The organism is Lentibacter algarum, from assembly GCF_040580765.1.
Classification (GTDB): Bacteria; Pseudomonadota; Alphaproteobacteria; order Rhodobacterales; family Rhodobacteraceae; genus Lentibacter; species Lentibacter algarum.
This window is the reverse complement of sequence record NZ_CP158687.1, coordinates 530061-554987: the sequence shown is the minus strand read 5'-3', so window position 1 is coordinate 554987 and position 24927 is coordinate 530061. Positions and strand designations below refer to the sequence as shown.

Genomic DNA, 24927 nt, shown 5'->3' with positions numbered 1-24927 from the left:
AAGAAAAAGCCTTTAGTAAAAACTTTGCGGATCAATATCGACGCTGAGGCGAAGCTGGTTGGGGAGCTTGAGACCTTTGAGCCATGCACGCAGCGCGGCTTGTAAAGGCGCATCTTTTGGAGCCTTCACAAGCAGGCGCACACGGTGGCGACCACGCACACGCGCAACGGGCGCAGGCGCAGGCCCAAAGACCTGTGCACCGATTTTGGCCAGCGGCGCAGCATTGCGTGCAAGGTGCTCACCAAGGTCAAAAGCATCGCGCTCGTTCGGCGCACTGATGACAACCCCTGCAAGGCGCCCAAAAGGCGGCATCCCCGAGAGGCGGCGCTCATCGGCTTCCGCGCGCCAGAACTGGCGCTCTTCGCCCGACATGATTGCGCGTAAGACAGGGTGCTCTGGCTGATAGGTCTGAAGCATAGCCACCCCCGCCTTCTCGGCCCGCCCAGCGCGCCCGGAAACCTGACGCATCTGCTGAAAGGTGCGCTCAGCTGCACGCATGTCAGAGCCTTGCAGCGACAGATCCGCATCAATGATCCCCACAAGCGTGAGCAGCGGGAAGTTATGGCCTTTGGCCACGAGCTGCGTCCCGATGATGACATCAGCAGCCCCTTCAGCAATCGCCATGATCTGCGCCTTGAGGGCACGCGCCGATCCGAAGAGATCAGAGCTAAGGACCGCAACACGCGCCTCAGGGAAGCGCTCTGCCGCCTCCTCCGCGAGCCGCTCGACCCCGGGGCCGACGACCGCAAGTGTATCCTCAGCTTCACAAGACGGACAAACCTCGGGGATCGGCCGCGTCGCGCCGCATTGATGGCACATCAGCTGCTTTAGGAAGCGGTGTTCAACCATCCGAGCGTCGCAATCAGTGCAGGCAATCTGCTCGCCACATTTGCGGCAAAGCGTAACAGGCGCATAGCCACGGCGGTTGAGAAACAGGAGCGACTGCTCGCCCTTGAGCATCCGTGCTTTGACAGCGCTCTCAAGCTGAGGCGATATCCAGCGATTTGATGGCAGCTTCACTTGCCGCATATCAATCGTGCGCAACTCTGGCAGCACAGCGACCCCGTAGCGTGACGTCAGCTCGATCAGCTCGTATTTACCCGATTGTGCATTGCTCCAGCTTTCAAGGCTCGGCGTGGCTGAGGCCAACACCACTTGCGCGCCACACAAAGAGCCACGCAACACAGCCATATCGCGCGCATTGTAAAGCGCGCCTTCCTCTTGTTTGTAGGAGCTGTCGTGCTCTTCATCGACAACAATCAGCCCCAAGTCCTGAAACGGCAAAAATAACGCTGAGCGCGCCCCAATTACCAACTGCGCGCCGCCCTCGCCAACCATTTTCCAGACGCGGCGGCGCTCGGTCATTGTCACGCCAGAATGCCACTCTGCTGCCTTTGCACCAAAGCGCGCTTCAACGCGGCGCATAAAATCTGCCGAAAGCGCAATTTCTGGCAACAAAACCAAAGCCTGCCGCCCTTGCCGCAACGCCTCGGCCACAGCCTCAAGGTAAACTTCTGTCTTGCCAGAGCCCGTAATACCCCAAAGCAATGTCGCCCCAAAGACGCCTGCCTTCTGGCCCTGCACAAGCCGATCAGCCGCCACGCCCTGCGCCTCGGTCAATTCTTTGCCGGGACGGCTCGCGTCAAGGCGCGCAAACGGCAGATCACGCGGGGTATCTTCCTCATGCACAGCGCCTTGCTTGACCAAGCCTTTGACCACAGAAGATGTCACTCCTGCCTGCTCGGCCAGCTCGCCGAGCGTAAAGCCAAGCGCGCCAAACTCTTCCAACACCGCAAGCACTCGCCCCCGCGCATCCGTCATCCGATCAGGCGCCTTATGCCCCATGCGGTAGACTTTCTGCATCGACGGCGGATTGCTCAGCCCCGGCGCCCGGGTTGCAAGGCGCAACATCTGTGGCAGGCTCGTCAGCGTGTAAGCCCCACATTTCTCAAGAAACGCGCGCATTTCCTCGCGCATTGGCGCCACATCAAGCACCCGCGCGATGCTGCGCGCTTTCTTTAAGTCAAATCCGCCAGCCCCCGCGCCCCAGACCACACCAATCACTTTGCGCGGCCCCAGAGGAACCTCGACAAATGCGCCACGCATCACGCCGCCCTCGGGCGCTTTGTAGTCAAGCGCTCGGCCAAGGGGCTGCGTGGTGAGCACCGCCACCAGCGCGCCTTCGTCAAAATAATCAGACTGGCCCACAGGCCCTCCGCTTTGGGGTTTCAGACCCCCTTTCTATGGGCTAAGCTCGCAAGCGACAATTCCAATTAGGGCCCGTATCCATGAAGTTCTTTGTAGACACCGCCGAGATCAACGAAATCGCCGAGCTGAACGACCTCGGCATGGTGGATGGCGTCACAACCAACCCCTCCCTGATCATGAAATCAGGCCGTGACATCCTTGAAGTCACCAAAGAGATTGCAGAGCTGGTCGATGGCCCCGTGAGCGCCGAAGTGGTCGCACTTGAAGCCGACGCCATGATCGCCGAAGGCCGCAAGCTCGCCGCAATCGCCGACAATATCGCCGTAAAAGTGCCGCTCACATGGGCCGGCCTCAAGGCCTGCAATGTGCTCAGCAACGATGGCTTCATGGTCAATGTGACGCTTTGCTTCTCAGCCAACCAAGCGCTTCTCGCTGCCAAAGCGGGCGCAACCTTCATCAGCCCGTTTATCGGCCGCCTTGATGACATCAATCTGGATGGGCTTGAGCTTATCGCCGATATCCGCACAATCTATGACAACTACGGCTATGACACCCAAATTTTGGCCGCCTCAATCCGCACAGTCAATCACGCTTTTGAATGCGCGCGCATCGGCTCTGATGTAATGACCGCACCGCCCAAAGTCATCAAGGCGATGGCGAGCCACCCGCTCACAGACAAGGGCTTGGCCGACTTTATGGCCGATTGGGAAAAAACTGGTCAAAAAATTCTGTAAGCCGTGCTATAAGGCGACAAAATAAAAGAGGCACTCATGAGCAGCAAGGCCCGCATGGACGATGTCCTGCGAGAAAAAATCATTACAGAACCTGATGTTATCCTAGATGATCAGGACGTTATGCGCGCGCTCATCGCCGCAAACGAGCGCACGATGGGCGGCAACATTGTTGATCTGCGTGGCATCGCCATGGAGCGCCTTGAAGCGCGCCTTGATCGTTTGGAAGACACCCACCGTAGCGTAATTGCCGCAGCCTACGAAAACCTCGCAGGTACAAATCAAGTGCATCGCGCGATCCTTCGCATGCTTGATCCTGTCGAGTTTGAAGTGTTTCTCAAAGACCTCGGCGGCCCCGTCGCAGAAATCTTGCGGGTTGATTGCGTCAAGCTCGTGCTTGAATCGGTCCAGAACGATAAGGACCCCGCAGTAAAGCGCCTTGGCGACGTCCTCACAGTGGTTGAGCCCGGCTTTATCGAAGACTACCTGCGCACTGGGCGCAACGGCGGCGAACAGCGTCAAGTCACATTGCGCCAGCTCAACGAAGGCCCGCCCGTATATGGTGAAGCGGCAAGCTGGATCCGCTCGGAAGCCTGCCTGAAACTTGATTTTGGCGCAGGCCGCCTCCCTGGCATGTTGCTTATGGGCGGCGAAGATCCACACCAGTTTACCCCACAGCAAGGCACTGACTTGCTCTCGTTTTTTGCAGGTGTGTTTGAAAGAGCGATGCGCCGCTGGTTGTCATGAGCTCGGTCTCGCCCGCCCTGCGCGACGCGGTCCAAACTTGGTTAAACACCCGCCGTGCCCTGAAGGGTGCGTCAGACAACACTCTCATAGCCTATGCCAATGATGTGCACGGTTTTCTCGGCTTTGTGGCACAGCACAAAGGCGGTGAAACGGGCCTTATCGCGCTGACGTCTCTGACCATCACTGACATGCGCGCATGGATGGCTTCCTTGCGGCGCGAAGAGCTGACCTCGCGCTCCATCGCGCGCAAGCTCTCTTCGGTCAAAAGCTTCTTTCGCTGGCTCGGCGAACGCGAAGGTTTTGAAGCCACCGCCGTGCTCAATGCCCGCGCGCCCAAGTTTCAGGCCAAACTGCCCCGGCCCTTGCCTGTCGAGGCGACCCGCGACCTGATCAGCGCACTTCAACTACAGTCAAGCGAGCCTTGGGTTGGCGCGCGCGATGTGGCTGTCGTGACGCTGCTTTACGGCTGCGGCTTGCGGATATCAGAAGCGCTCAGCCTGACCATGGCGGATGCGCCCCTGCCTCAAGTCCTACGCATTACAGGCAAAGGTGGCAAAGAACGCGTTGTCCCCGTGATTGACGCGGCCCGCACAGCCGTTGACCAATATCTCAAGGCCTGCCCCTTCGCTTCAAACGAAGGCCCACTCTTTCGCGGTGTACGCGGTGGTGCGCTCAGCCCACGACTGATCCAGAAGGTCATGCAAGCAGCCCGCCTCCAGCTCGGCCTGCCCGCCTCAGCCACACCTCATGCCATGCGCCACAGCTTCGCAACACACCTTCTGGCGGCAGGCGGCGATCTGCGCGCAATCCAAGAGCTTCTGGGCCACGCGTCGCTCTCTACAACGCAAGCCTATACAGCAGTTGATGCCCGTCACTTGCTTGATGTATACGAAAAATCTCATCCCAAATCCGCGAGCAACAGCACATGACACTTCAAGCCAAAGCCCTCGCGGTTCATCTCCTCACAGCCACAGGCGCCGTCTTCGCCATGCTTGCCATGTTGGAAGCCATCGAGCGCGACTGGGCCATGATGTTTGTTTGGCTTATCGTCGCCTTTGCAGTTGATGGCATAGATGGTCCCCTCGCTCGTCACTACAACGTCAAGACTTACGCGCCACAGTTTGATGGCGTTTTGCTCGACCTGATCATCGACTACCTCACTTATGTCTTCATCCCCGCCTATGCGCTTTATGCGTCAGGGCTAATGGATGGCTGGTCGGGCTGGGCCGCAATCATCGTAATCACCTTCGGTTCCGCGATGTATTTTGCGGACACCCGCATGAAGACCGCCGACAATTCCTTCTCAGGCTTTCCCGGATGCTGGAATATGGTGATCCTCGTGCTCTTCGCGCTCTCGCCGCCTTGGCAGGCCTGCCTAGGCCTTGTCGCTGTGCTGACAGTGGCAATGTTCGTGCCGGTAAAATTCGTGCACCCCGTCCGGACAGACCGCTGGCGCGCCCTGACCCTGCCCATGGCACTGGCTTGGACCGTCTTCGCAGGCTTTGCAGCATGGGAAGGGTTCGACCCGATCCCAGTTGTTTTCTGGGGCCTCATGATCACCTCGATTTACCTCCTCATCGCAGGCGCGGCACAACAGCTGATGTATGGGGCAGACGGATAAAACCGACCTGGATCACACTGCGACGTCACAACGCTTAAGGCTCGAACGTCTAACAGTATCCATCAGGTCAGTTGTCAGCCGTTCGGGGTTGGCTTCTGAACACTTCGACCCATCTCAAAATCAACACTTGGTGGAAAATGCAGCTTTAACAGGCATGCTGTCCAAAAATTATGCAGTCACGGGAGTTTTCGACGACAGAACACACTAATCTCTGGCCGCTCGATCAGCAGGTGCGCTTAAAGTTTTTGAGCTTGGAGGATTGGGCATGGTGGAAGCGTCGTTCTTCGACGAAATGTGGGGCAACGATGAGCAGCTTAGGCCGCCGTATAAAAAGTTCCAAAGTTGGTTCAATGGCGAAGATCCGAAGCGCTTGCGCTCAAAACAGCGCGAAGCCGAAGAGCTTTTTCGGCTAACGGGAATAACTTTCAACGTCTATGGGCGTTCTGAGGCCGAAGAACGGTTAATCCCTTTTGACATTATCCCGCGGGTTATTTCTGAACGCGAATGGGCGCGTGTCACCAAAGGGATCGAACAACGCGTTCGAGCGATCAACGCCTTTTTGCATGATATTTACCACAAACAAGAGATCATAAAGGCGGGCCGCATTCCACGCGAAATGATCAGCCAGAACGTCGCGTTTGAGCCCCGAATGATCGGCGTAACACCACCTGGCGGCATCTATACCCATATTGTCGGGATCGATCTTGTTCGCACGGGGCCAGATGAGTTCTTTGTCCTTGAAGACAACGCCCGCACGCCAAGCGGTGTCAGCTATATGCTCGAGAACCGCGAGACGATGCTGCAGATGTTTCCTGAGCTATTTTCGCAAAACCGCGTGAAAAGCGTTCAAAGCTATCCGACAGATCTGCGGCATTCGCTGTCAGCCTGTGCGCCTGAACGCACAAATGCGCCCCCTGTGGTGGCCGTTCTCACTCCAGGGATCTACAACTCTGCATATTTTGAACATGCTTTCCTCGCGGATCAAATGGGCGCTGAGCTGGTTGAGGGGCATGACCTCCAAGTGCGTGACGGGCGCGTCGCAATGCGCACAACACGGGGCTACAAACCGATTGATGTCCTCTACAGGCGCGTGGATGACGAATTTCTCGATCCCTTGAACTTCAATCCTGACAGTCAGCTCGGCGTCCCAGGACTTATGGATGTTTACCGCTCGGGCGGCATCACGCTCGCCAATGCACCTGGGACAGGCATCGCAGATGACAAGGCGATCTACAGCTACATGCCTGAGATTGTCGAATTCTACACAGGCGAAAGACCCCTCTTGCGCAATGTACCCACATGGCGATGCGCCGAACCAGACCAGCTGGCCTACGTTCTGGACAACCTTGAAGATCTAGTGGTCAAAGAGGTGCATGGCTCGGGCGGCTACGGGATGCTCATAGGCCCAGCGGCCTCAAAAAAAGAGATCGCAGCTTTCAGACGCAAGCTGAAGGCCCGGCCAGGCAATTACATCGCCCAACCCACACTTAGCCTCTCAACAGTGCCAATCTTTGCAAAGCAAGGATTGAGCCCAAGACATGTGGATTTGCGGCCCTTTGTCTTGGTGAGCCCTGGGGAGATCAAAGTCACTGCTGGTGGTCTAACTCGCGTGGCGCTCAAGAAGGGCTCGCTGGTGGTTAACTCTAGCCAAGGCGGCGGAACCAAAGACACTTGGATCGTGGAGGACTGACGCGATGCTAGGCAAAACCGCCAATGGCCTCTATTGGATGTATCGCTCGCTAGAGCGCGCGGAGAATACCGCACGGCTGATTGAAACTGGCCAGCGCATTGCACTGACGCGCCTTGAACTCGGCGACCATGAATGGCGCTCTGTGCTGCAAACGGCGGGCAGTCTTGAGCAGTTCGAAGCCAGTCGTGACACCCTAACCAAGGACGCCGCAATCGACTGGCTCCTACGTGATAGAGCGAACCCTTCTTCTGTTTTGTCCTCTATCGAACGGGCGCGACAGAATGCACGCCTTGTTCGCACCGCTCTGACGCATGAAGTCTGGGAGTCAACAAATGCCGCCTATATGAGCGCCTGCTCCTTGCTCTCCCGCAAAGTTGGCGAGCGTGATTTGCCAAGCGTTTTGGGTGTTTTGCGCCAGCGCTCGGCCGTTGTCAGAGGCATGACTCACGGCACTATGCTGCGCAACGAGATCTACGATTTCGCGCGGCTCGGAACCTTCATCGAACGAGCCGACAACACAGCACGCATTTTGGATGTAAAATACTATGTGCTACTTCCATCCGCGAGCGCGGTGGGTACATCACTGGACAATGTCCAATGGGAAACAATCTTGCGGTCTGTTTCGGCGCGCGGAGGGTTCCGCATGGCCTATGGGTCCAGCGGAGGGACGCGCGAGATCGCTCAGTTCCTGATACTCGACAAGCGGATGCCACGATCCTTGGCCTTCTGTGTGAGCAAGCTGCGCGATAATCTCGGCTACCTCAACCGAGGCTATGGGCGGCTTGGCCCTGCGCAGCTCAAAGTCCAACATATTGAAGGCACATACCTGCGCCATGACATCGACGCAGTCTTTGAATTCGGCCTTCACGAACACATTCAGAAAATTCTGGCGCTTCTGGCAGAGTTGTCAGGGCAAATTGAAGCCGACTATCGGTTCTATGAGTAGACAATGCGATTAATCATTCGTCATCAGACACGCTACCAGTTCGAAACGCCCGTGAAATATGGGCTACAACAGCTGCGCAAGACGCCAAAATCTTCGCACCAACAATCCGTTGTGTCTTGGCGGACGCTGATAACTGGTGGGAAAAGCGAGTTGCACTACGAAGATCACCACAACAACACCGTCGAACTGCTAAGCTTCGAGCGTGAGGCATGCGAACTGATCGTTGTGAGTGAAGGTGAGGTCGAGATGAGCGACAGCCACGGAGTGGTCGGGCGTCACACAGGGAAAGCGCCGCTATGGTTGTTTTTAAACTCCACACCTCGCACCCAGCCACGCCAAGGCGTTCAAGGCATTCTACGCAAAACACCGAAATCCGAGCCACTGGACCAGTTGCATGCCTTGTCCAGCGTCATTCGGGAGACTGTCGCATACGAAGTCGGTGCCTCAGAGGCCGATTGGAGCGCAGAAGACGCGCTCGCTGCGGGAAAAGGCGTGTGTCAGGATCACACACATATCTTCCTGAGTTGTGCACGTGCGCTTGGTTATCCGGCTCGCTACGTCTCGGGTTATCTTATGCTGAATGATAGAATTGTGCAGGATGCTATGCACGCTTGGGCAGAGGCACATATCGACGGTCTGGGCTGGGTCGGTTTCGACGTGTCCAACGGCATTTCACCTGATACACGATATGTACGGGTGGCATCAGGCCTCGACTATGCCGATGCCGCCCCAGTCTCGGGAACCCGCATCGGCGGGAACACCGAAACTCTGTCAGTCGCAATTGATGTAGTACAGCAATAGGAATACCCAAATGACTTACTGTGTGGGAATGATGCTCAAACAGGGGCTAGTCTTCATGTCCGACACGCGGACAAACGCAGGGCTCGACAATATTTCGACATTTCGAAAAATGGCGATCTGGGAGGCACCGGGCGAGCGTTCAATTACGCTGATGTCGGCAGGCAATCTTGCCACCACGCAGGCCGTCGTGAGCTTGCTGGATGAGCGCAGCAAATCACAGGAAGAACGCGCGCCATCTCTCTTGGCCGTTCCATCAATGTTTCAAGCCGCCCGCATGGTGGCAGAAGTGCTGCGCGAAGTGATCGAACAACACGCCGATACAGGTCAGCGCGCCGACAGCACTTTCAACGCAACCTTGATCCTCGGGGGCCAGATCAAAGGCGGACCCCACCGGCTTTTTCTGATCTACCCCGAAGGCAATTTCATCGAAGCGGCCGAGGACACGCCCTTCTTCCAGATTGGTGAAACAAAGTATGGCCGTCCGATCCTTGTGCGCGCCTATGAACCAGACATGAGCTTTGAAGCAGCAATGAAGCTTTTGCTCGTCAGCTTTGATTCAACACTCAAAGCCAATCTGACCGTCGGTGCGCCCTTCGACTTTCATTGTTACGACGCAGACAGCCTGAAAACGGGACGGACTGGGCGCGTGGCAAGTGACGACGCCTACTTTCAAAAGGTGTCCGAAGGCTGGGGCGAAGCGCTACGAGACGCCTTAGATATGCTGCCAGAATTCACACTGGGCCCCACACCCTGAGAAAGCCCGCAGCAGCGCCGCGTTGCTTTCTGTTTTGGCTATTTTGCAAATTCCTTTGCCTGTTCACGCAGTGCAAATTTCTGAATTTTCCCTGTCGAGGTTCTAGGAATGGTTGTCACGACAAACTTAGCAGGCACTTTGTAAGCCGCGAGCTTGTCACGACACCAGCTGCGCAGCGCGTCTAGGTCGATCTCCTGACCTGATGCCAGCTCAACAAACGCACAAGGCGTTTCACCCCATTTTTCGTGTGGCATCGCAACCACGGCGGCAATCTCAACAGAAGGGTAGCTGTAGAGCACCTCTTCCACTTCGATAGACGAAATATTCTCTCCGCCAGAAATAATGATGTCCTTTGAACGGTCCTTGAGCTGGATATAGCCATCCGGATGCACAACTCCCAGATCACCAGAGTGGAACCAGCCACCCTCAAAAGCCTTTTTGGTCGCTGCGGCGTTGCGGAAATAGCCTTTCATCACAACATTGCCGCGAAACATCACTTCCCCCATACTTTCGCCGTCGCGCGGAACGGGGCACATCGTTTCAGGGTCAAGCACATCAAGTCCTTCCAGCGGCAAATAGCGGACCCCTTGGCGAGATTTGAGGCGCGCTTGCTCCTCACTTGGCAAGGCTGACCAGTTTTCGTGCCAGTCGTTCACAACCGCTGGCCCATAGGTTTCGGTTAGCCCGTAAAGGTGGGTCACATCAAAGCCTGCTGTTCTCATATCCGCCAACAGCTTTTCGGGCGGTGGCGCTGCGGCCGTAAAGAACTGCACAGTATGGTCGAGTGTGCGCTGTTGATCTGCGGGTGCGGAAATCATCAGGGACATAACGATAGGTGCGCCGCACAGGTGCGTTACTTTCTCGTCTGCCAAGGCGGTCCAGATCGGCTCGGCGCGCACCTGCCGCAAACAAACATGCGTCCCGACAATCGCCGAAAGAGTCCATGGGAAACACCAGCCGTTGCAGTGAAACATCGGCAAGGTCCAAAGATAGACTGCATGTTTTCGCATCGATGTGGTGAGCGCATTGCCCTGCGCCAATAGATACGCGCCCCGATGATGGGAAACCACGCCCTTTGGATCACCCGTTGTGCCAGATGTATAATTGATTGAAATCGCGTCCCATTCATCTTCAGGCATAAGCCATTCAAAAGCGGGATCACCTTCTGCAAGATAGCTTTCATAATCGACGCCATCAAAGGCCAGGCGCGCGCCATCAAACTCTGGGTCATCAACCTGAATGATCAGTGGACTGACGTCTGCCAGCGCAAGCGCGTCTTGCATCAGGGGCAGAAACTCGGCGTCCACAATGACAACCTTTGACATGGCATGATCAAGCTGGAAGGCGATGATAGCTGCGTCCAGCCGCGTATTGATAGAATGAAGAACGCCGCCGCACATGGGCACACCATAGTGGCACTCAAGCATCGCGGGCGTATTGGGGAGCAACGCCGAAACAGTGTCCCCCCGCTTTATTCCACTCTGAGACAGTGCCGACGCCAGCTGGCGCGAGCGCGCATAAAACGTCGCGTAGCTACGGCGCAGCGCCCCATGGATGATTGCTGTGTGATCTGGAAAAACCATAGCTGCGCGCTCAAGAAATGTGAGCGGTGTCAGCGGCTGAAAGTTTGCTGGAGTACGGTCCAGATCTGTATTGTAGGGGTTGGCACTCATATCTCAGGCATCCTGCCAGCGGGGTTGACGCTTTTCGATGAAGGCCCCAATGCCCTCTTCTGCGTTACGGGCCATCATATTATCAACCATCACCTGAGAGGCGTAGTCGTAGGCCTGCGAGAGCGACATTTCGCGCTGCGCGTAAAAGGCGCGCTTGCCTGTCGCCAATGTCATGCTTGATTTTGAGGCTATCTTCCCCGCCATTTCCAAAACCGCAGCTTGGAGCATATCTTCTGATAGAACGCGGTTGACCAAACCGATTTCAGCGGCGCGAGCAGCAGATGTCATATCGCCCGTCAGCAACATTTCCATTGCATGTTTGTTGGACACATTTCTCGACAGCGCCACCATGGGTGTCGAGCAGAACAGACCAATATGAACCCCTGGCGTGCTAAACTGCGCGCTTTCGGCTGCCAGTGCGAGATCGCAACTTGCGACCAGCTGACAGCCCGCCGCTGTAGCGATCCCTGTGACTTCGGCAATCACTGGCTTTTGACAGTTCACAATACCCTGCATCACGCCTGCACACATAGACATAACCGACGCGAAATAGGCTCTGCCGCCGTCAGGCTTGCTGCGCCCCGCAGTCATCTCTTTCAAGTCGTGACCCGCGCAAAAGGCAGGTCCGTTCGCCGAAAGGATGATAACACGAACAGACGGATCATCACTCGCCTCATCGAAGGCTGCGCCAAGCGCCGCAAGCATTGCTTCGGACAGTGCATTGCGCCTTTTGACATCATTCAAGGTCAGGCGAAGGATGCCTTCTTTATTCAAGGTCTTCAGGAGGATATCGGTAGAGTGCATGGCGCGGCTCCCTGCTGTGCTTAGCGGATGTTGATCTCGACACTGTCTGCAAGTGTGCTGGCAATGAAACAATAGCGATGCGCACGGTCCTGCATCTCGCTCAGCTGCGCGTCAGAAACGGCAAAGCCCGTGTCAAAGCGCACCACAGGATGCAGATCGATCCGCGTCACCGACATCTGCCCTTTCGGGTTTTTACCAAGATGGGCCTCGGCGTAGTCGTGATATGAGGCGACTGGCCAATCCGCTTTGGCAGCGAGCGCCAGAAACGTCATCATGTGACAGCTCGACAAGGCAGATGCGAGCGCCTGTTCAGGATTTGTATTAGCCGGATCGCCACCCCAATCAGGAGCAGAGTCCACTGTAATGTCATAGTTGGCATTCATCTGCACAGTATGTGCATTTGAATATTTACCAGTGGCGAATACTGGCTCGGCACGCTGCCAATGCAGCTCAATCGACAGATCAGACATATTTCAAGTCTCTGATAAAGTTTGAGAAAAGAGCAGCGCGCACATTCTTCCAAGGGAGCGCGCTGCTAAAGATACGCAGGCCTCAGCCCGCTGCGATCTGCTTTTTGGGGTCATAGAACGGGCGTTCAACAACTGTCGCCGTTACAGGGCCGGACTGAGTGACAACCTCGACACTGGCTCCCAGCACGGCTGCATCCGCCACAACCATCGCCAAAGCGATATTTTTCTCAAGGCGAGGAGAATAGACCGCGGATGTGACTTTGCCGATCTCGTTTCCACCTTGATTGATGGTCCAGAACCTTGTGTTCGGGCCTTTCAGCGGGTCGCACTCGATCACCAGTCCCACTTGCTTGCGCTTGGGGCCCTCTTCGCTGATGCGGCGCAATGCAGCCTTACCGATAAAGTCGGCCTCCATGTCGAGGTTCACAAGACGATCAAAACCAAGCTCGTAGGGGTTTGTGCCAATGTCTGCATCTGCATGATAGGACAACATCCCGCCTTCGATCCGGCGGATCGAGGAGGTGTGCCCTGGTTTGAGGCCATGTGCCTGGCCTGCGGCCATGATCCGCTCCCAAAGCGCATCACCTTGGCTGCCGTCGCGCAGGTAGAGCTCATACCCCAGCTCACTTGACCAGCCCGTGCGTGACACGATGAGCGGAATCCCGTCCAAGTCGACTTCGCGCAGCCAGTAATACTTCAGATCCATGATGCTCTCGCCGAACAGCTCTTTCATGATCAAGCCCGAATTCGGCCCCTGAAGCTGAAGCGGTGAGACATCAGGCTCTCCAATCTGGACATCCATTCCCGAATGCACAGCAACCCCCTGCGCCCAAAGCAGAATGTCGCTATCCGCCAACGAAATCCAAAAATGGTTCTCAGCGAGACGCAACAAGATCGGGTCGTTCAAAATACCGCCATCTGCATTGGTGATCAGGATATATTTGCATTGGCCTACAGCCATCTTGGACAGATTGCGCGGCGTGAGCATTTGTACAAATTTGGCAGCGTCAGGCCCAGTGATCTCAACCTGACGCTCCACGGCGACATCACACAAGATGGCTTCGTTCACGAGGTTCCAGAAGTTTTGCTCGGGGTCGCCAAAATCACGCGGGATATACATATGGTTATAAACAGAAAAGGCCTTTGCGCCCCAGCGAACTGTTGCTTCAAAGTAGGGTGATTTACGGATTTGTGTGCCGAAGCCAAAGTCGTCTGCTTGTGTCATATTTTCGCCCTCATAGCAGGTGGCCTGACAGGCCAATCTAGTTTCAAACCTGACGGCGATTTAGTCTGAAGTTTTAGAAATATGTGGTCTGATAATGCCCCAAGATCAGGCCAATCAGACCTAATATCAGGCCTACAGAAGACCATTCAGTCTCTATATGCGTTCACTCGCTTTTTGCGGTCAATTTAGCCAAATTTGGCTGGCTTCGTTTGACCTGACGAGTCGCAATATACGTCATGTAGCGTTCGATCGCGAGATCAGCAGAGAGCATCTCCTCCATCAGTCGCTGAAACGCGGCCAGACTGGGCGTCACTGTTTTGAGAACGTAATCCATGCCACCACCAGTCGCGATGCAATCGGTAACTTCATCAAGTTTATGGATATGGTTCTCAAACCGGTCAAACTCGGCCTTGCGATGTGAACCAAGAGATACGGTCACCACAACCTCTGTAAAATCAATAATCCGCTCCAAAGCCAGCTCAGCATGATAGCCGCGAATATAGCCCGCCGCCTTTAGCCGATCCAGACGTGCCCAGCACGGTGTGGAAGAGAGGTTAACAAGCTCGGCCAGCCGTGTTTTGCTCAGCTGCCCATGCTGCTGAACTGCGCTGAGGATACGAATATCGGTGGCATCAAGCCCATTTTTTTTCATAGCAATCAATGGTTTCGCTAAAGCGAAAAACATCCTTTAAAGTGACCCAGCTTTGACCGAGTTGACTGATTTAGACCTTTGCAGCGGGATTTTGCATCTAGTTTTCCGACCAATTGTTTCATGATCCCGCCAATGTGGCTGTCAAAACAGCCTAGCCCTTCGAGGCCCATACCATTTAAAAAAGGCTCCTACACAGCCTTTGATTTTAGCGCCTTTGCCATAAGCTCCAAGAGCGTCGCTTGTTCAAGCTCTGAAAGGGTTGGCAAAATATTAGCTTGGAGTGTCAACACGATTGGCCGCAGTTCCTCCAGAAGCGCTTTCCCCTGTTCTGTAAGTTCAAGCTTGAAGGCACGACGATCGGCTTGGTCACGCCGCCGCACAACAAGCCCCTTCTGCTCCAAACGCTTGATCACTGCACCGATGGTCGCACGGTCATAAGCTATACGTTGTGCAACGGTCGCCTGATCCAAACCTTCATTCGTATCCAACGTGTTCAGCGCTGCAAATTGAACTGACGTAAGATCAAAACCGCCCGCTTTCATTCGGTCCTGAAACACAGACGTGGACTGTTGGTGCAGCTTCCTGATCAGGTGGCCTGGTAAGTTGGAAAGGTCCAAGGTGTGCCTCACTCTCTGGGTCTAAAAGTATGTATACTTATTATATTGACACAATACCATATCTTCCGATAAATAGTAAGCATACATACTAATTATGGCGCGGAATGAAATGCAATATCATCTAGACAGAGTCTCCACGGGCGATCCAGCAATCAGCCAGCCGTCTGGAGCAATCCATGGCGCCACAGATGCTGTCGATGTTCTAATCGTAGGATGTGGTCCCGCTGGCTTGACGCTCGCCGCACAACTCGCGCAATTTCCTGATATCTCGACCCGCATTTTTGAGAGCAAATCTGGCCCGCTAGAGATTGGTCAGGCAGATGGAATAGCGTGTCGATCGGTCGAGATGTTCGAGGCTTTTGGCTTCGCAGAAAAAGTCTTGAAAGAAGCTTATTGGGTGAACGAAGTCGCCTTCTGGCGGCCCAACGAAAACGGCACAGGATTGCGTCGCGCCGACCGCATTCAGGACGTCGAGGACGATCTGTCCGAAATGCCTCATGTCATTCTCAGTCAGGCACGGGTGCATGACTTCTACCTTGAAATCATGCGCAATTCGGCCAGCCGGCTTGAACCAGATTACAGTCGTGAGCTGATTGGCCTCACAACCGATCCCGGCGCAGATTACCCAACCACTGCAACATTTCGTGGCCCGAATGGCGAAACCGAAATCATCCGCGCGCGTTACGTTGTTGGCTGCGATGGCGCACGCAGCAAAGTGCGCAAGGCGATGGGCCATGACCTAAAGGGAGAAGCCGCGCGCCAGCTTTGGGGGGTGATGGACATCCTCGCGATCACTGATTTCCCAGACATTCGCCTGAAAGCAGCTATACAATCAGCAGATCAAGGCAGCATCCTGATCATTCCGCGCGAAGGCGGGTATTTGGTCCGCTTGTACATCGAGCTGGACACACTCCAAGGAGACGAAAGAGCGGCAGATCGCGGCGTCACCTCCGAGATGCTCATTGCAAAGGCTGGCGACATCCTAGCCCCCTATACATTGGACGTAAAAGAGGTCGCATGGTGGTCGGCCTATGAGATAGGTCAGCGCGTTTGTGACGCCTTTGACGATGTGCCAGACACCGAGCGTTCATTCCGCACCCCCCGTGTTTTCATTGCAGGTGACGCCTGCCACACCCACAGTCCAAAGGCAGGACAGGGTATGAACGTGTCTATGGCCGACACATTTAATCTTGGCTGGAAGCTTGCAGCGGTTCTGCGCAAACAGGCCGCCCCGTCCCTGCTTCACACATACTCCGAAGAACGCTGCGCAAAAGCCAAGGAGTTGATCGACTTCGATCGTGACATGGCCCGCCTTTTCAGCGTCAAACCAAAGAACGAAATTGAGGCCGAACAGTTCCAAAGCTACTTCAAGAAACACGGGCGCTACACCGCTGGTGTTGAAACGCGTTACGATCCGTCCCTGATCACAGCGAGCGATGAGTTTCAGCATTTGGCTGCTGGGATGAAAGTCGGGATGCGCTTCCATTCCGCGCCAGTGGTTCGCTTGGGTGATGGAAAGCCAATGGAGCTTGGCCACACTATAAAGGCGGACGGACGCTGGCGGCTGATCGCTTTTGCGGGCGCAGGCGACAATGGGCAATCTGGGGGTCGCATCGCGTCGCTCTGCCACTATCTAGAACAAGACCCGAGAAGTCCTGTCACAAAGTACACACCAAGTGGCAGCAATATCGACGCCGTTATTGATGTGCGCGCCGTATTCCAATCCTCCCACAGGGAAATTGCGCTAGAAGCGCTACCCCACTTATTACTTCCCGCCAAGGGACGTTATGGCCTGCTGGATTATGAAAAGGCGTTTTGCCCCAACCATAAATCTGGCCCTGATATTTTTGATCAGCGAGGCATCGACCGCCAAAGCGGAGCGATCGTCATTGTGCGCCCAGATCAATTCATCGCCAAAATCCAACCGCTAGAGGATCACTCAGGGCTTGAGCGCTATTTCGATGAGTTCATGATTTCAACGTAACAGCCAAGGAAGGTGCAATCAGGATCGCTCCCCCGCAGAGCGACCTCAAATCAACAGCCCCGCCGCCCCCTCATGCTTCAACAGCCAAACCTTGGTTTCAACCCCGACACCCCCAGAAAATCCGCCAAGCCCCTGCGCGCCAAGCACACGGTGGCACGGGATAACAAGCGGCAGTGGGTTGCCACCACAGGCCTGCCCGACAGCTTGTGCAGGCACGCCCAGCTGCTTTGCAATCTCGCCATAAGTCACAGTCTCACCAAAAGGGATTTGCCCCATCACGGCACAGACATCTTGCTGAAACTGCGAGCCGCGCACACTCACCGAAAGCTCAAAGGCACGTAGCTCCCCGGCAAAATACGCCGCAATCTGGCGCTCTGCCTCACGGAGCAGATCACTGCTGTCCTCAAAGCCTCCGCCCCACTCCAGCGCCACAAGCGCTCCACCCTCTTCAGAGAGCGTCACTGTGCCTGTCGGTGTGTCTAGCGAGCGTTTCATAGCCGCGTCAAAACCACACCCGCGACAATCAGACAGGCCGCAACAGCTTTGCCACGGTCCATCCTATCGCCAAACACCAGCCAGCCAATGAGCACAGCAAACAAAATTGAAGTCTCTCTGAGCGCCGTCACCAAAGCAATCGGCGCAACCGTCATGGCCCAAACGGCGATTGCGTAGGCGCCGTAAGAAGCACTTGCCGCCAACGCCCCAACGCCCCAGTCTTTGCCACTGGCCCGCAAGGCCACACGGCCTCGCAACGTAAGAATAAGCGGGGTGAAAAGGGCTGCATCCAGCGCAAAAAGCCAGCCGACATACATCACAGCATTGCCCGCCTCGCGCGCGCCCAGCCCGTCCACAAGCGAATATCCAGCTGTCATGCAGGCCGAGCCCAGCGCCAGCGGCACAAGCTTGCGGCTTTCGCCATGGGCAAACGCGCCCCGCGCCATCAGCGCAATCCCAAGACCCAGAAGGGCAATCGCGCCGTATTCACCTGGCTGGATCACATCAATCAGAAGCAAAGCCGAGACCAGCGTAACGATCATCGGTGCAGCACCCCGCGCAATCGGATAAACGCGGCTTAAGTCACCCTGTTCATAGGCAAAGGCGAGGAAAAGCTTGTAGCCCGCATGAAACAGCCCAGATGCGCCCAGCCACAGCCAGATATGCGCCTCGGGCCAAGGCTGGCTCAAAGCAATGCAAAAGCCAGCAATCCCCTGCACCAAAGTCAGGATAAACATCGAGGCAATCTTGGACGCACCCGTCTTGATGAGCGCGTTCCAAGTCGCATGTAAAAGTGCTGCGCCAAGGACAGCCAGAAAGACCGTCAGGCTCACGCGTAAGCCCCCTCAGCGCAGCGCCAAATCACCCCAGCGCCTCGCTGCAGCGCTGACATGTACCCGCATGTTTATGCGTGCCCACATCTGGCAGGATCTTCCAGCAGCGCTCGCACTTTGCGCCTTCAGCTTTTTCAAACTCAACACCAATCCCCTCGATCTCAGGCAAGCGGAACGCCTGATCAGAGATCGGATTGTCGGTGAGCGAGACAGCGGACGTGATACAAATATCCTCAAACGGAACCGACTTCAGCGCCGCCAGCATGTCTGCATCCTGCACATAAACAATCGGAGCCGCTTCCAAAGACGCACCAATCACCTTGTCAGCCCGCTGCACTTCCAGCGCAGCATTGACGACACGCCGCGCGCGACGCACGTGGCTCCACTTCTTCGCCAAAGCCTCGTCCATCCACGCCATCGGCGTCTCCGGCATATCTGTGAGATGCACAGAGCCTTCGCTGTCAGGGAAGCGTGACAGCCAGACATCTTCCATCGTGAACACAAGCACAGGCGCAAGCCATGTGGTCAAACGCTCAAACAGAAGGTCCATAACCGTACGTGCCGAGCGCGCGCGCAGGCTGTCACCATCGCAATAAAGCGTGTCCTTGCGAATATCGAAGTAAAACGCCGAAAGCTCGACAGTGCAGAAGTTGAACACCGCAGAGAAAACCCCTTGGAAATCAAACGCGCGGTAGCCCGCTTTCACTTGTCCGTCGAGCTCCGCCAGACGGTGCAAGACATAGCGCTCAAGCTCTGGCATATCCGCAGGCTGCACCCGCTCGTCTTCCTTGAAGTGCGACAATGCCCCCAACATATAGCGCATCGTATTGCGCAGGCGTCGGTAGCTGTCCGCCACCCCCTTAAGGATTTCAGGCCCGATCCGTTGATCGGCAGTATAATCTGTCTGAGCCACCCAAAGCCGCAGAATATCCGCGCCATATTGCTTGATGATCTCTTCAGGAACGATGGTATTGCCAAGTGACTTGGACATCTTCATGCCCTTCTCATCCAGCGTAAACCCGTGTGTCACAACGTTTCGGTAAGGCGCGCGTCCCAATGTGCCACAGGCTTGCAACAGGGAGGAATGGAACCAGCCACGGTGCTGGTCGGTCCCTTCCATATAAACGTCGGCAATCCCGTCCGCAGCGCCGTCTTCTCTATCACGCAAGACAAATGCGTGTGTTGAGCCAGAGTCAAACCAGACGTCAAGCACATCATAGACCTGCTCCCACTCGTCCGCGTTATAACCTGCGCCCAAGAAGCGCTCTTTCGCACCGTCCAGATACCAGCAGTCCGCGCCCTCGTCCTCAAAGGCCGCCGCGATCCGCGCATTGACCTCAGGGTCGCGCAAAAGGAAGCCCTCATCAGTGGGCAGCAAGCCCTTCTTGGTAAAGCACGTCAGCGGAACCCCCCAAGCGCGCTGGCGGGACAAGACCCAATCAGGCCGCGCTTCGATCATGCTGTAGAGACGGTTGCGCCCCGTCTGCGGCGTCCATTTGACGAGCTGGTCAATAGAGTTAAGCGCCCGCTCACGGATCGACTTGCCCATCGCGTCCTGCCCGTCGCCGACGGCGCGGTCAACAGACGCAAACCACTGTGGCGTGTTGCGGTAAATGATCGGCGCTTTAGAGCGCCAGCTGTGCGGATAGCTGTGCTTGATCTTTCCACGCGCGAGCAAACCGCCCACTTCAACAAGCTTGTCGATCACAGCCTTGTTCGCGTCGCCTTCGCCGCCCTTGCGGTTGAGGATATACTTCCCACCAAAAAACGGCAGATCAGCCCGAAAGCCGCCATCATCCAGAACGTTATAGGTGATGACCTCTTCGAGCATCCCCAAGTCGCGATAAAGCTCAAATTCTTCCATGCCGTGAGACGGCGCACAATGCACAAAGCCCGTGCCTTCCGTATCGGTCACAAACTCCGCTGCACGGAAATCACGCGGTTGGTCCCAATAGCCCTCGCCGCCTTCAGCGCCCGCGAGCGGATGCAAAAGGCTCAAGCCCGCAAGTTCCTCGGAGGTAACATCGCGCACACGGTTCCACATCCCCTCGTCCAGCCGCGCCTTAGCAAAGACGTCGCCCGCAAGGTTGTCGGCCAGCAAGAACCGTTCGCCCACATCGGCCCAGCACTCATCAGGCGTGCCCGTAACCTCGTAAAGCCCGTAAGAAATCCCTGCACCGTAGACCACAGCCTTGTTGCTTGGCATGGTCCAAGGCGTCGTTGTCCAGATCACAACTTTCGCACCCTCAAGATCGGCTCCGCCAACAACCTTGAACTTCACCCAAACAGTAAAGCTCTCCTTGTCGTGATACTCGACTTCGGCCTCCGCCAGCGCGGTCTGCTCCACAGGACTCCACATCACAGGCTTACTGCCCTGATAGAGCGTGCCGTTCATGAGGAACTTCATGAACTCTTCCGCAATCACCCGCTCGGCATGATAATCCATCGTCAAATAAGGATCGGCCCAATTCCCCGTGATGCCGAGGCGCTTGAACTCTTCACGCTGGATATCCACCCAGCCTTCTGCAAACTTGCGGCACTCCTGACGGAAATCAACGATATTCACATCGTCCTTGTTCTTGCCCTTCTTGCGATACTGCTCCTCGATCTTCCACTCGATGGGAAGCCCGTGACAGTCCCAGCCAGGCACATAGCGCGCATCATGCCCCATCATCTGATGGGACCGCACAATCATATCCTTGATGGTTTTGTTGAGCGCATGACCAATGTGCAAATGCCCGTTCGCATAAGGAGGGCCATCATGCAGGATAAACGGCTCACGCTCTGCGCCCTTTTCGCGCAGCCGGTCATAAACGCCGATCTCAGCCCAGCGGGCCAGCCACTCGGGCTCGCGCTTTGGGAGTCCCGCGCGCATCGGAAAGTCGGTTTCAGGTAGATTGAGCGTGTCTTTATAGTCAGGCGTGTCGGCGCACATATCAGGCGTCCTTCGGATCAGATTTTCAAGGGTGTGTGGCGTGTCGGCGTGGGCTCCCCAAGCGCCTTTTCCCGACGGCTCTTGCTCAGAGCGTCGGGCAAATAATTCGTATAATGATCAGGGCAATCTCTGTCATAAACCGCGTTATAAGCCGCTCTTTCGCCACCGTCCATAGCCTCCATCACCAGCGACAATCTGCCCCCTCGTGCCCAGTCCCCATTGGGCAGACCATAGCCTTACCCAACCCAAGGCCACACCATGTCACAGATCGCCCCGCGCTTTGCCATCACGTCAGACGACATCGACACTGTGATGCGCCGCTTTTACAGACTCATCCGCGCGGACGCAGCGCTCGGGCCGATCTTTGCCGCGCATGTGACCGACTGGCCCGAGCACGAAGCCAAAATCGCCCGTTTCTGGAAAAAAGCGATTCTCCATGAAGACAGCTATTCAGGCAATCCCATGATGACCCATATGGGCGTGGCCGAAATACGCGCACACCACTTTGAAATATGGCTCGCACTCTTTGACGAGGTCCTCGTCAAAACGCTCGCACCAGCCCCCGCCGCCTCTTTCTCGGCTCTTGCACACCGTATAGGTCGCGGGTTGCGTCTCGGCGTCGAAGACCGCGACAAGCCCAAAGGGTCCGTGCCCATCTTTTCCTGAGCCAATCTTCAGCTGGCCAACTCTTCCTCTTTCCCAAAATATCCCGCAGAGAGCGCAAGAGGGGCATGCCCCTCTCGCTCTACCACGCCTTGGCCCCACCAAAGCGCAAACCCTAGTCTACCTTAGGCCTCACTGGCTTGGCTTTCCGCTTCGGCTTGGTCTTTGGATCAGTGTTCACCACCACCTCTGGCTCGGGCTCAGGCTCTACAGGCGCGGACACAACAGGAGCGCCATCGTGCCAACCATCGGAAAGTTTACGGTTGAGCCAAGTCAGCCCAAGCAAAGCCAGCCCCAACCCCATAAACGAGAAGACCCGCGTCAGCCCTGAAAGCCCAGACATATCAACCAAAAACACCTTGGCAATGGTCAGCCCCACACCCGCCATCGCAAGCTTGCGCAGACTGACAGACCTCTGTTTATAAGCCAGAAGCAACAGCACAATCGATGTGACCAACATCGAGACCGTATAGGCATAAAGCTCCCCGTCCGTGACACCGCCGACCGAAAGGTCATCTCCCCGAAACAGCCGCCGCGTCTCATAAATCAGATAGGTCGCGCCATAAAGTCCCGCCAGCCCATAGCCCGCCTGTCGCACAATCAAACGTTCAGCCAGTTTCCAAGCCGCAAAGGCAAACATCATCGCCACAGGCACATACGCCACCATCAGAGTATCAAAAAGATACAGCCCACGCACAAGTTCGCGGCTGAAAAGCCCACCAAGGAGCGGGTTCGCAAAAGCGAATTGCGCCACAAGGCAGAGCGCTGCCATGCCACCAAAAAGCGCCATCAAAACATAGCGCATCCAGCGCAACAGCCCGGAGCGCGTCGCATCAAGCCGATAGAGCTGCGCCAAAGCTGCGCCGCCCCAGATGACAGCCCAGAGCCCAAGACCCCAGTGACTGAAAAGATCATCGTCAAACACCCGCATCAACGCCACAGCCACACCAGCCAAAGCGATCAGCCAAAGCGCGGAGTCCACCGCCACTTTGGCAGGCATCCGCGCCGCCTCATTGCCGCCAAACCGCCAAGCCGCCGCCAGAAGCGCCAGCACCCCCGCATAGGCCACAAAGACATCAAAAGCGCTGGCCACGTCCACGGCCCAGTAAATACCCGGATCGGCGATCAGGCGGTAAGTGATCACCGCAACACCAATCTGCACAAACCAGCCCAGAAGCGGCAGATCAAGCTTGCGGTCCGCCAGCACGATTAAAAGGATCATCAACGCCAGCGCCAGCGACAGCGCCGTCTTGGTCAAGATCAGAAACAGTGCGATGGCCATAAGCGTCAGCGCCGCGAGGGCAAACAGCCCCGTGCGGGCCTTCCAAAGCCCGTCACCATCACCCGCCCTTGCACAGCGCTCGGCTAGAAAGGTCATAAACGCCGCCAGCGCCACTGCCGTCAGCGCCCAGGGATAGTCGCCAATCACGCGGCTCACAGGCCACACAAACTCCAAAATAAGAAACACAGCCGGCCCAAACACAGCCGCGCCCAGCCCCCAGATCAGCGCCGCGTTGCCTTTGGCCTCGCCGCTCGCCCGCGTCATACGCCAAAACGCCACAAGCGAGACAAACGCACCAATCGCCACAAGACTATAAACAAGCCAGCCCATGCTCGGCGCGCTCACTTCGGGGTCGGTGCTCACGCCGCGCATAAGCTCCTGCACAAGCGCGCCACCGTCCATGCCGTGCAGCAAAAGCGCCAGCAAAAGCGCACCCGCAGGCAAGACAACAAGATCATAAAGCGCACGCGCGCCCTCCGCCCAGATCGCAACAGCCACAAAGAGCATGAGCAACATCCCAAAGCCCAACCAGACATCTGCGGTCGTGTTGCCACCCGTCACAATCGAAAGCCCCGCCAGCGTGGCCACAGCCACAACACCGCCCGCAAGCCGAGTCGGAAACCCCGCGAAGCGCGGGCTGGTGCTCAACATCTCGCTCAAAGCCGCGCCATCATGGTTCGGGACAAGGCTGCGCACAGGGATAGTCATGCTCGCCAACGTCACAATCATGATCGACGCCGCAAAGGCAAAATCGCCCGTATCGGCGGCATACAAAAGCCAGACCGCAGCAAGCCCAAGCACCAGCCCAAGCACAGAAATCCACGCCCAGCGCTTTACCGTATCAATGCCAAGCGCCATCAAAATCACGAGCACAAAATAATAGTAAAGCTCAGGTGGCGCCCCTGCCCCCGTGCTCAAAATAAAAGGCGCAGCCATCGCGCCAATAATCCCGATCGCCGCCAACACAGGCCCATAAAACCAGCCCAACACCATAGCGAACACAGATACAGCCACAAGGCCCACAAGCGCCATATTTGCGCCGATCAGCCCATACATCAGCCGCGCCGAGAGCACCCCCGCAAAAAGCGTAATCACCCCCGCGCCAGACAGAACAGACGGCACATGGCGCATCGCGTCCTCGCCCTCATCACCATGCCTACGGCGCACATATTCGCCCGCCGCCACCAGAGCACCACCAAAGCCGAAAGCAGCCATAACCCGCCAGAACGGGCTTAGCACACCATGCTCGATCCCGTATTGAACCATGAAAATACCCGCAAACCCAAGTGAGGCCGCCGCAATCGCCAAGACCCAATTGACCTTGAGCCAATCCGTGAGGGCCTCCAGTTTGCCCTCTGTAAAGACAAAGGCTTTTGGCTCTGTGGGTGCCGCAGACACAGGTCTGCGCACAACTGGGGGCACAAAGCTGCGCGCCGCCTTATCTTGAACGCTGGCTGCCGCCGCGGATTGCGCTCGCGCGGGTGTGGCACTTGCCGTCACGGGCTCAGATGTCGTGGTTTGGTGCGCATTGGGTTCAGACGCAAGCTCCGTCACAGGCGTTTTCGCAGGTCTCAGACCGTCTCGCTTCAAATCACGAAGCTCCTGCGCCAGCACGCCAAGGTCTTTCTGCAAATCCCTGATCTGGCGCTGCAAGCTGCCTTGCCGCACAAGCGCCACAGGAATTCCAAGTAAAACAAGACCCAAAAAGGCAATTGCCAATAAGATAAGAAGACCGTCCATGGCCCAAACCCCTTAAACAAACTGGGGGCAGGCTAGGCGCTACACCTTGACAAAAC

The 24927-nt window shown here is 56.4% G+C and carries 21 protein-coding genes; 10 read left to right on the top strand and 11 right to left on the bottom strand.

What is annotated here, in order from left to right; translation table 11 throughout:
* Positions 1 to 12: 12 nt before the first annotated feature.
* On the bottom strand, positions 13 to 2208 hold the full coding sequence (locus DSM117340_RS02735; RefSeq protein WP_089887662.1) for a primosomal protein N': 2196 nt from the start codon (positions 2206 to 2208) through the stop codon (positions 13 to 15).
* Positions 2209 to 2288: 80 nt separating this feature from the next.
* Here DSM117340_RS02735 and fsa point away from each other — a divergent pair, with 80 nt between their 5' ends.
* From fsa to DSM117340_RS02695, 8 genes are all read left to right on the top strand, one after another.
* Positions 2289 to 2942, top strand: coding sequence for a fructose-6-phosphate aldolase (fsa, locus tag DSM117340_RS02730; protein ID WP_089887660.1), 654 nt, complete (start codon positions 2289 to 2291; stop codon positions 2940 to 2942).
* A gap of 36 nt (positions 2943 to 2978) precedes the next feature.
* Positions 2979 to 3686: a DUF484 family protein gene (locus DSM117340_RS02725; protein WP_089887658.1), complete on the top strand. Its 708-nt coding sequence runs from the start codon at positions 2979 to 2981 to the stop codon at positions 3684 to 3686.
* Entirely contained in the window at positions 3683 to 4615 is a 933-nt protein-coding gene (locus DSM117340_RS02720; protein ID WP_271437356.1) for a tyrosine recombinase XerC, read from the top strand. The genes DSM117340_RS02725 and DSM117340_RS02720 overlap by 4 nt, the downstream gene beginning before the upstream one ends.
* A complete protein-coding gene (locus tag DSM117340_RS02715) occupies positions 4612 to 5307 on the top strand; it encodes a CDP-alcohol phosphatidyltransferase family protein (RefSeq protein ID WP_089887655.1) in 696 nt (231 codons plus the stop codon). Before DSM117340_RS02720 ends, DSM117340_RS02715 begins: the two co-directional genes overlap by 4 nt.
* Before the next feature lie 265 nt (positions 5308 to 5572).
* On the top strand, positions 5573 to 6997 hold the full coding sequence (locus DSM117340_RS02710) for a circularly permuted type 2 ATP-grasp protein (protein WP_089887654.1): 1425 nt from the start codon (positions 5573 to 5575) through the stop codon (positions 6995 to 6997).
* A 4-nt stretch (positions 6998 to 7001) separates the two neighbouring features.
* Positions 7002 to 7943 carry an alpha-E domain-containing protein gene (locus tag DSM117340_RS02705; RefSeq protein WP_089887652.1) on the top strand — a complete coding sequence of 314 codons (942 nt, stop codon included), beginning with the start codon at positions 7002 to 7004 and terminating at the stop codon, positions 7941 to 7943.
* A 3-nt stretch (positions 7944 to 7946) separates the two neighbouring features.
* Entirely contained in the window at positions 7947 to 8744 is a 798-nt protein-coding gene (locus DSM117340_RS02700) for a transglutaminase family protein (RefSeq protein WP_089887651.1), read from the top strand.
* A 10-nt stretch (positions 8745 to 8754) separates the two neighbouring features.
* Positions 8755 to 9498, top strand: a complete 744-nt coding sequence (locus DSM117340_RS02695) for a proteasome-type protease (protein WP_177170608.1) — start codon at positions 8755 to 8757, stop codon at positions 9496 to 9498.
* Positions 9499 to 9536: 38 nt separating this feature from the next.
* Here the strand turns inward: DSM117340_RS02695 and DSM117340_RS02690 are convergent, their stop codons facing one another.
* The 6 genes from DSM117340_RS02690 to DSM117340_RS02665 form a co-directional block, all read right to left on the bottom strand.
* Positions 9537 to 11171, bottom strand: a complete 1635-nt coding sequence (locus DSM117340_RS02690) for an acyl-CoA synthetase (RefSeq protein ID WP_089887649.1) — start codon at positions 11169 to 11171, stop codon at positions 9537 to 9539.
* Between the two features lie 3 nt (positions 11172 to 11174).
* Positions 11175 to 11975, bottom strand: a complete 801-nt coding sequence (locus DSM117340_RS02685) for an enoyl-CoA hydratase (protein ID WP_354689848.1) — start codon at positions 11973 to 11975, stop codon at positions 11175 to 11177.
* A gap of 20 nt (positions 11976 to 11995) precedes the next feature.
* Positions 11996 to 12445, bottom strand: a complete 450-nt coding sequence (locus DSM117340_RS02680) for an OsmC family protein (RefSeq protein ID WP_089887646.1) — start codon at positions 12443 to 12445, stop codon at positions 11996 to 11998.
* Positions 12446 to 12527: 82 nt separating this feature from the next.
* Positions 12528 to 13670 (bottom strand): glycine cleavage T C-terminal barrel domain-containing protein, encoded by a 1143-nt coding sequence (locus DSM117340_RS02675; protein ID WP_354689847.1) that lies wholly within the window; start codon positions 13668 to 13670, stop codon positions 12528 to 12530.
* 163 nt (positions 13671 to 13833) lie between these two features.
* On the bottom strand, positions 13834 to 14322 hold the full coding sequence (locus DSM117340_RS02670) for an Lrp/AsnC family transcriptional regulator (RefSeq protein ID WP_089887643.1): 489 nt from the start codon (positions 14320 to 14322) through the stop codon (positions 13834 to 13836).
* Between the two features lie 188 nt (positions 14323 to 14510).
* A complete protein-coding gene (locus tag DSM117340_RS02665; RefSeq protein WP_245724341.1) occupies positions 14511 to 14939 on the bottom strand; it encodes a MarR family transcriptional regulator in 429 nt (142 codons plus the stop codon).
* A 109-nt stretch (positions 14940 to 15048) separates the two neighbouring features.
* Here DSM117340_RS02665 and DSM117340_RS02660 point away from each other — a divergent pair, with 109 nt between their 5' ends.
* A complete protein-coding gene (locus tag DSM117340_RS02660; protein ID WP_089887640.1) occupies positions 15049 to 16923 on the top strand; it encodes an FAD-dependent monooxygenase in 1875 nt (624 codons plus the stop codon).
* Between the two features lie 45 nt (positions 16924 to 16968).
* Here the strand turns inward: DSM117340_RS02660 and DSM117340_RS02655 are convergent, their stop codons facing one another.
* Genes DSM117340_RS02655 through ileS form a run of 3 tightly spaced genes read right to left on the bottom strand, consistent with a single transcriptional unit; the run spans position 16969 to position 21186 of the window.
* A complete protein-coding gene (locus tag DSM117340_RS02655; RefSeq protein WP_089887638.1) occupies positions 16969 to 17418 on the bottom strand; it encodes a methylated-DNA--[protein]-cysteine S-methyltransferase in 450 nt (149 codons plus the stop codon).
* The gene (locus DSM117340_RS02650; protein WP_271437355.1) at positions 17415 to 18251 is read right to left on the bottom strand and encodes a DMT family transporter; all 837 of its coding nucleotides are present in this window, start codon (positions 18249 to 18251) and stop codon (positions 17415 to 17417) included. Before DSM117340_RS02650 ends, DSM117340_RS02655 begins: the two co-directional genes overlap by 4 nt.
* Before the next feature lie 28 nt (positions 18252 to 18279).
* Positions 18280 to 21186, bottom strand: coding sequence for an isoleucine--tRNA ligase (gene ileS, locus DSM117340_RS02645; RefSeq protein WP_089887634.1), 2907 nt, complete (start codon positions 21184 to 21186; stop codon positions 18280 to 18282).
* Positions 21187 to 21444: 258 nt separating this feature from the next.
* On the opposite strand from ileS, the gene DSM117340_RS02640 reads away from it, so the two are divergent.
* Entirely contained in the window at positions 21445 to 21852 is a 408-nt protein-coding gene (locus tag DSM117340_RS02640) for a group III truncated hemoglobin (RefSeq protein WP_089887632.1), read from the top strand.
* Positions 21853 to 21964: 112 nt separating this feature from the next.
* Here the strand turns inward: DSM117340_RS02640 and DSM117340_RS02635 are convergent, their stop codons facing one another.
* Complete coding sequence (locus tag DSM117340_RS02635) at positions 21965 to 24871, bottom strand: DUF2339 domain-containing protein (RefSeq protein ID WP_089887630.1); 2907 nt, start codon at positions 24869 to 24871, stop codon at positions 21965 to 21967.
* Positions 24872 to 24927: the final 56 nt, after the last annotated feature.

Coding starts and splice junctions, on each gene's coding strand:
- DSM117340_RS02720 (WP_271437356.1), top strand. CDS start 3,683: ATGAGCTCGGTCTCGCCCGCCCTGCGCGACGCGGTCCAAACTTGGTTA.
- DSM117340_RS02710 (WP_089887654.1), top strand. CDS start 5,573: ATGGTGGAAGCGTCGTTCTTCGACGAAATGTGGGGCAACGATGAGCAG.
- DSM117340_RS02695 (WP_177170608.1), top strand. CDS start 8,755: ATGACTTACTGTGTGGGAATGATGCTCAAACAGGGGCTAGTCTTCATG.
- DSM117340_RS02705 (WP_089887652.1), top strand. CDS start 7,002: ATGCTAGGCAAAACCGCCAATGGCCTCTATTGGATGTATCGCTCGCTA.
- DSM117340_RS02660 (WP_089887640.1), top strand. CDS start 15,049: ATGCAATATCATCTAGACAGAGTCTCCACGGGCGATCCAGCAATCAGC.
- DSM117340_RS02690 (WP_089887649.1), bottom strand. CDS start 11,171: ATGAGTGCCAACCCCTACAATACAGATCTGGACCGTACTCCAGCAAAC.
- DSM117340_RS02680 (WP_089887646.1), bottom strand. CDS start 12,445: ATGTCTGATCTGTCGATTGAGCTGCATTGGCAGCGTGCCGAGCCAGTA.
- DSM117340_RS02725 (WP_089887658.1), top strand. CDS start 2,979: ATGAGCAGCAAGGCCCGCATGGACGATGTCCTGCGAGAAAAAATCATT.
- DSM117340_RS02635 (WP_089887630.1), bottom strand. CDS start 24,871: ATGGACGGTCTTCTTATCTTATTGGCAATTGCCTTTTTGGGTCTTGTT.
- DSM117340_RS02655 (WP_089887638.1), bottom strand. CDS start 17,418: ATGAAACGCTCGCTAGACACACCGACAGGCACAGTGACGCTCTCTGAA.
- DSM117340_RS02685 (WP_354689848.1), bottom strand. CDS start 11,975: ATGCACTCTACCGATATCCTCCTGAAGACCTTGAATAAAGAAGGCATC.
- fsa (WP_089887660.1), top strand. CDS start 2,289: ATGAAGTTCTTTGTAGACACCGCCGAGATCAACGAAATCGCCGAGCTG.
- DSM117340_RS02700 (WP_089887651.1), top strand. CDS start 7,947: ATGCGATTAATCATTCGTCATCAGACACGCTACCAGTTCGAAACGCCC.
- DSM117340_RS02640 (WP_089887632.1), top strand. CDS start 21,445: ATGTCACAGATCGCCCCGCGCTTTGCCATCACGTCAGACGACATCGAC.
- DSM117340_RS02715 (WP_089887655.1), top strand. CDS start 4,612: ATGACACTTCAAGCCAAAGCCCTCGCGGTTCATCTCCTCACAGCCACA.
- ileS (WP_089887634.1), bottom strand. CDS start 21,186: ATGTGCGCCGACACGCCTGACTATAAAGACACGCTCAATCTACCTGAA.
- DSM117340_RS02675 (WP_354689847.1), bottom strand. CDS start 13,670: ATGACACAAGCAGACGACTTTGGCTTCGGCACACAAATCCGTAAATCA.
- DSM117340_RS02670 (WP_089887643.1), bottom strand. CDS start 14,322: ATGAAAAAAAATGGGCTTGATGCCACCGATATTCGTATCCTCAGCGCA.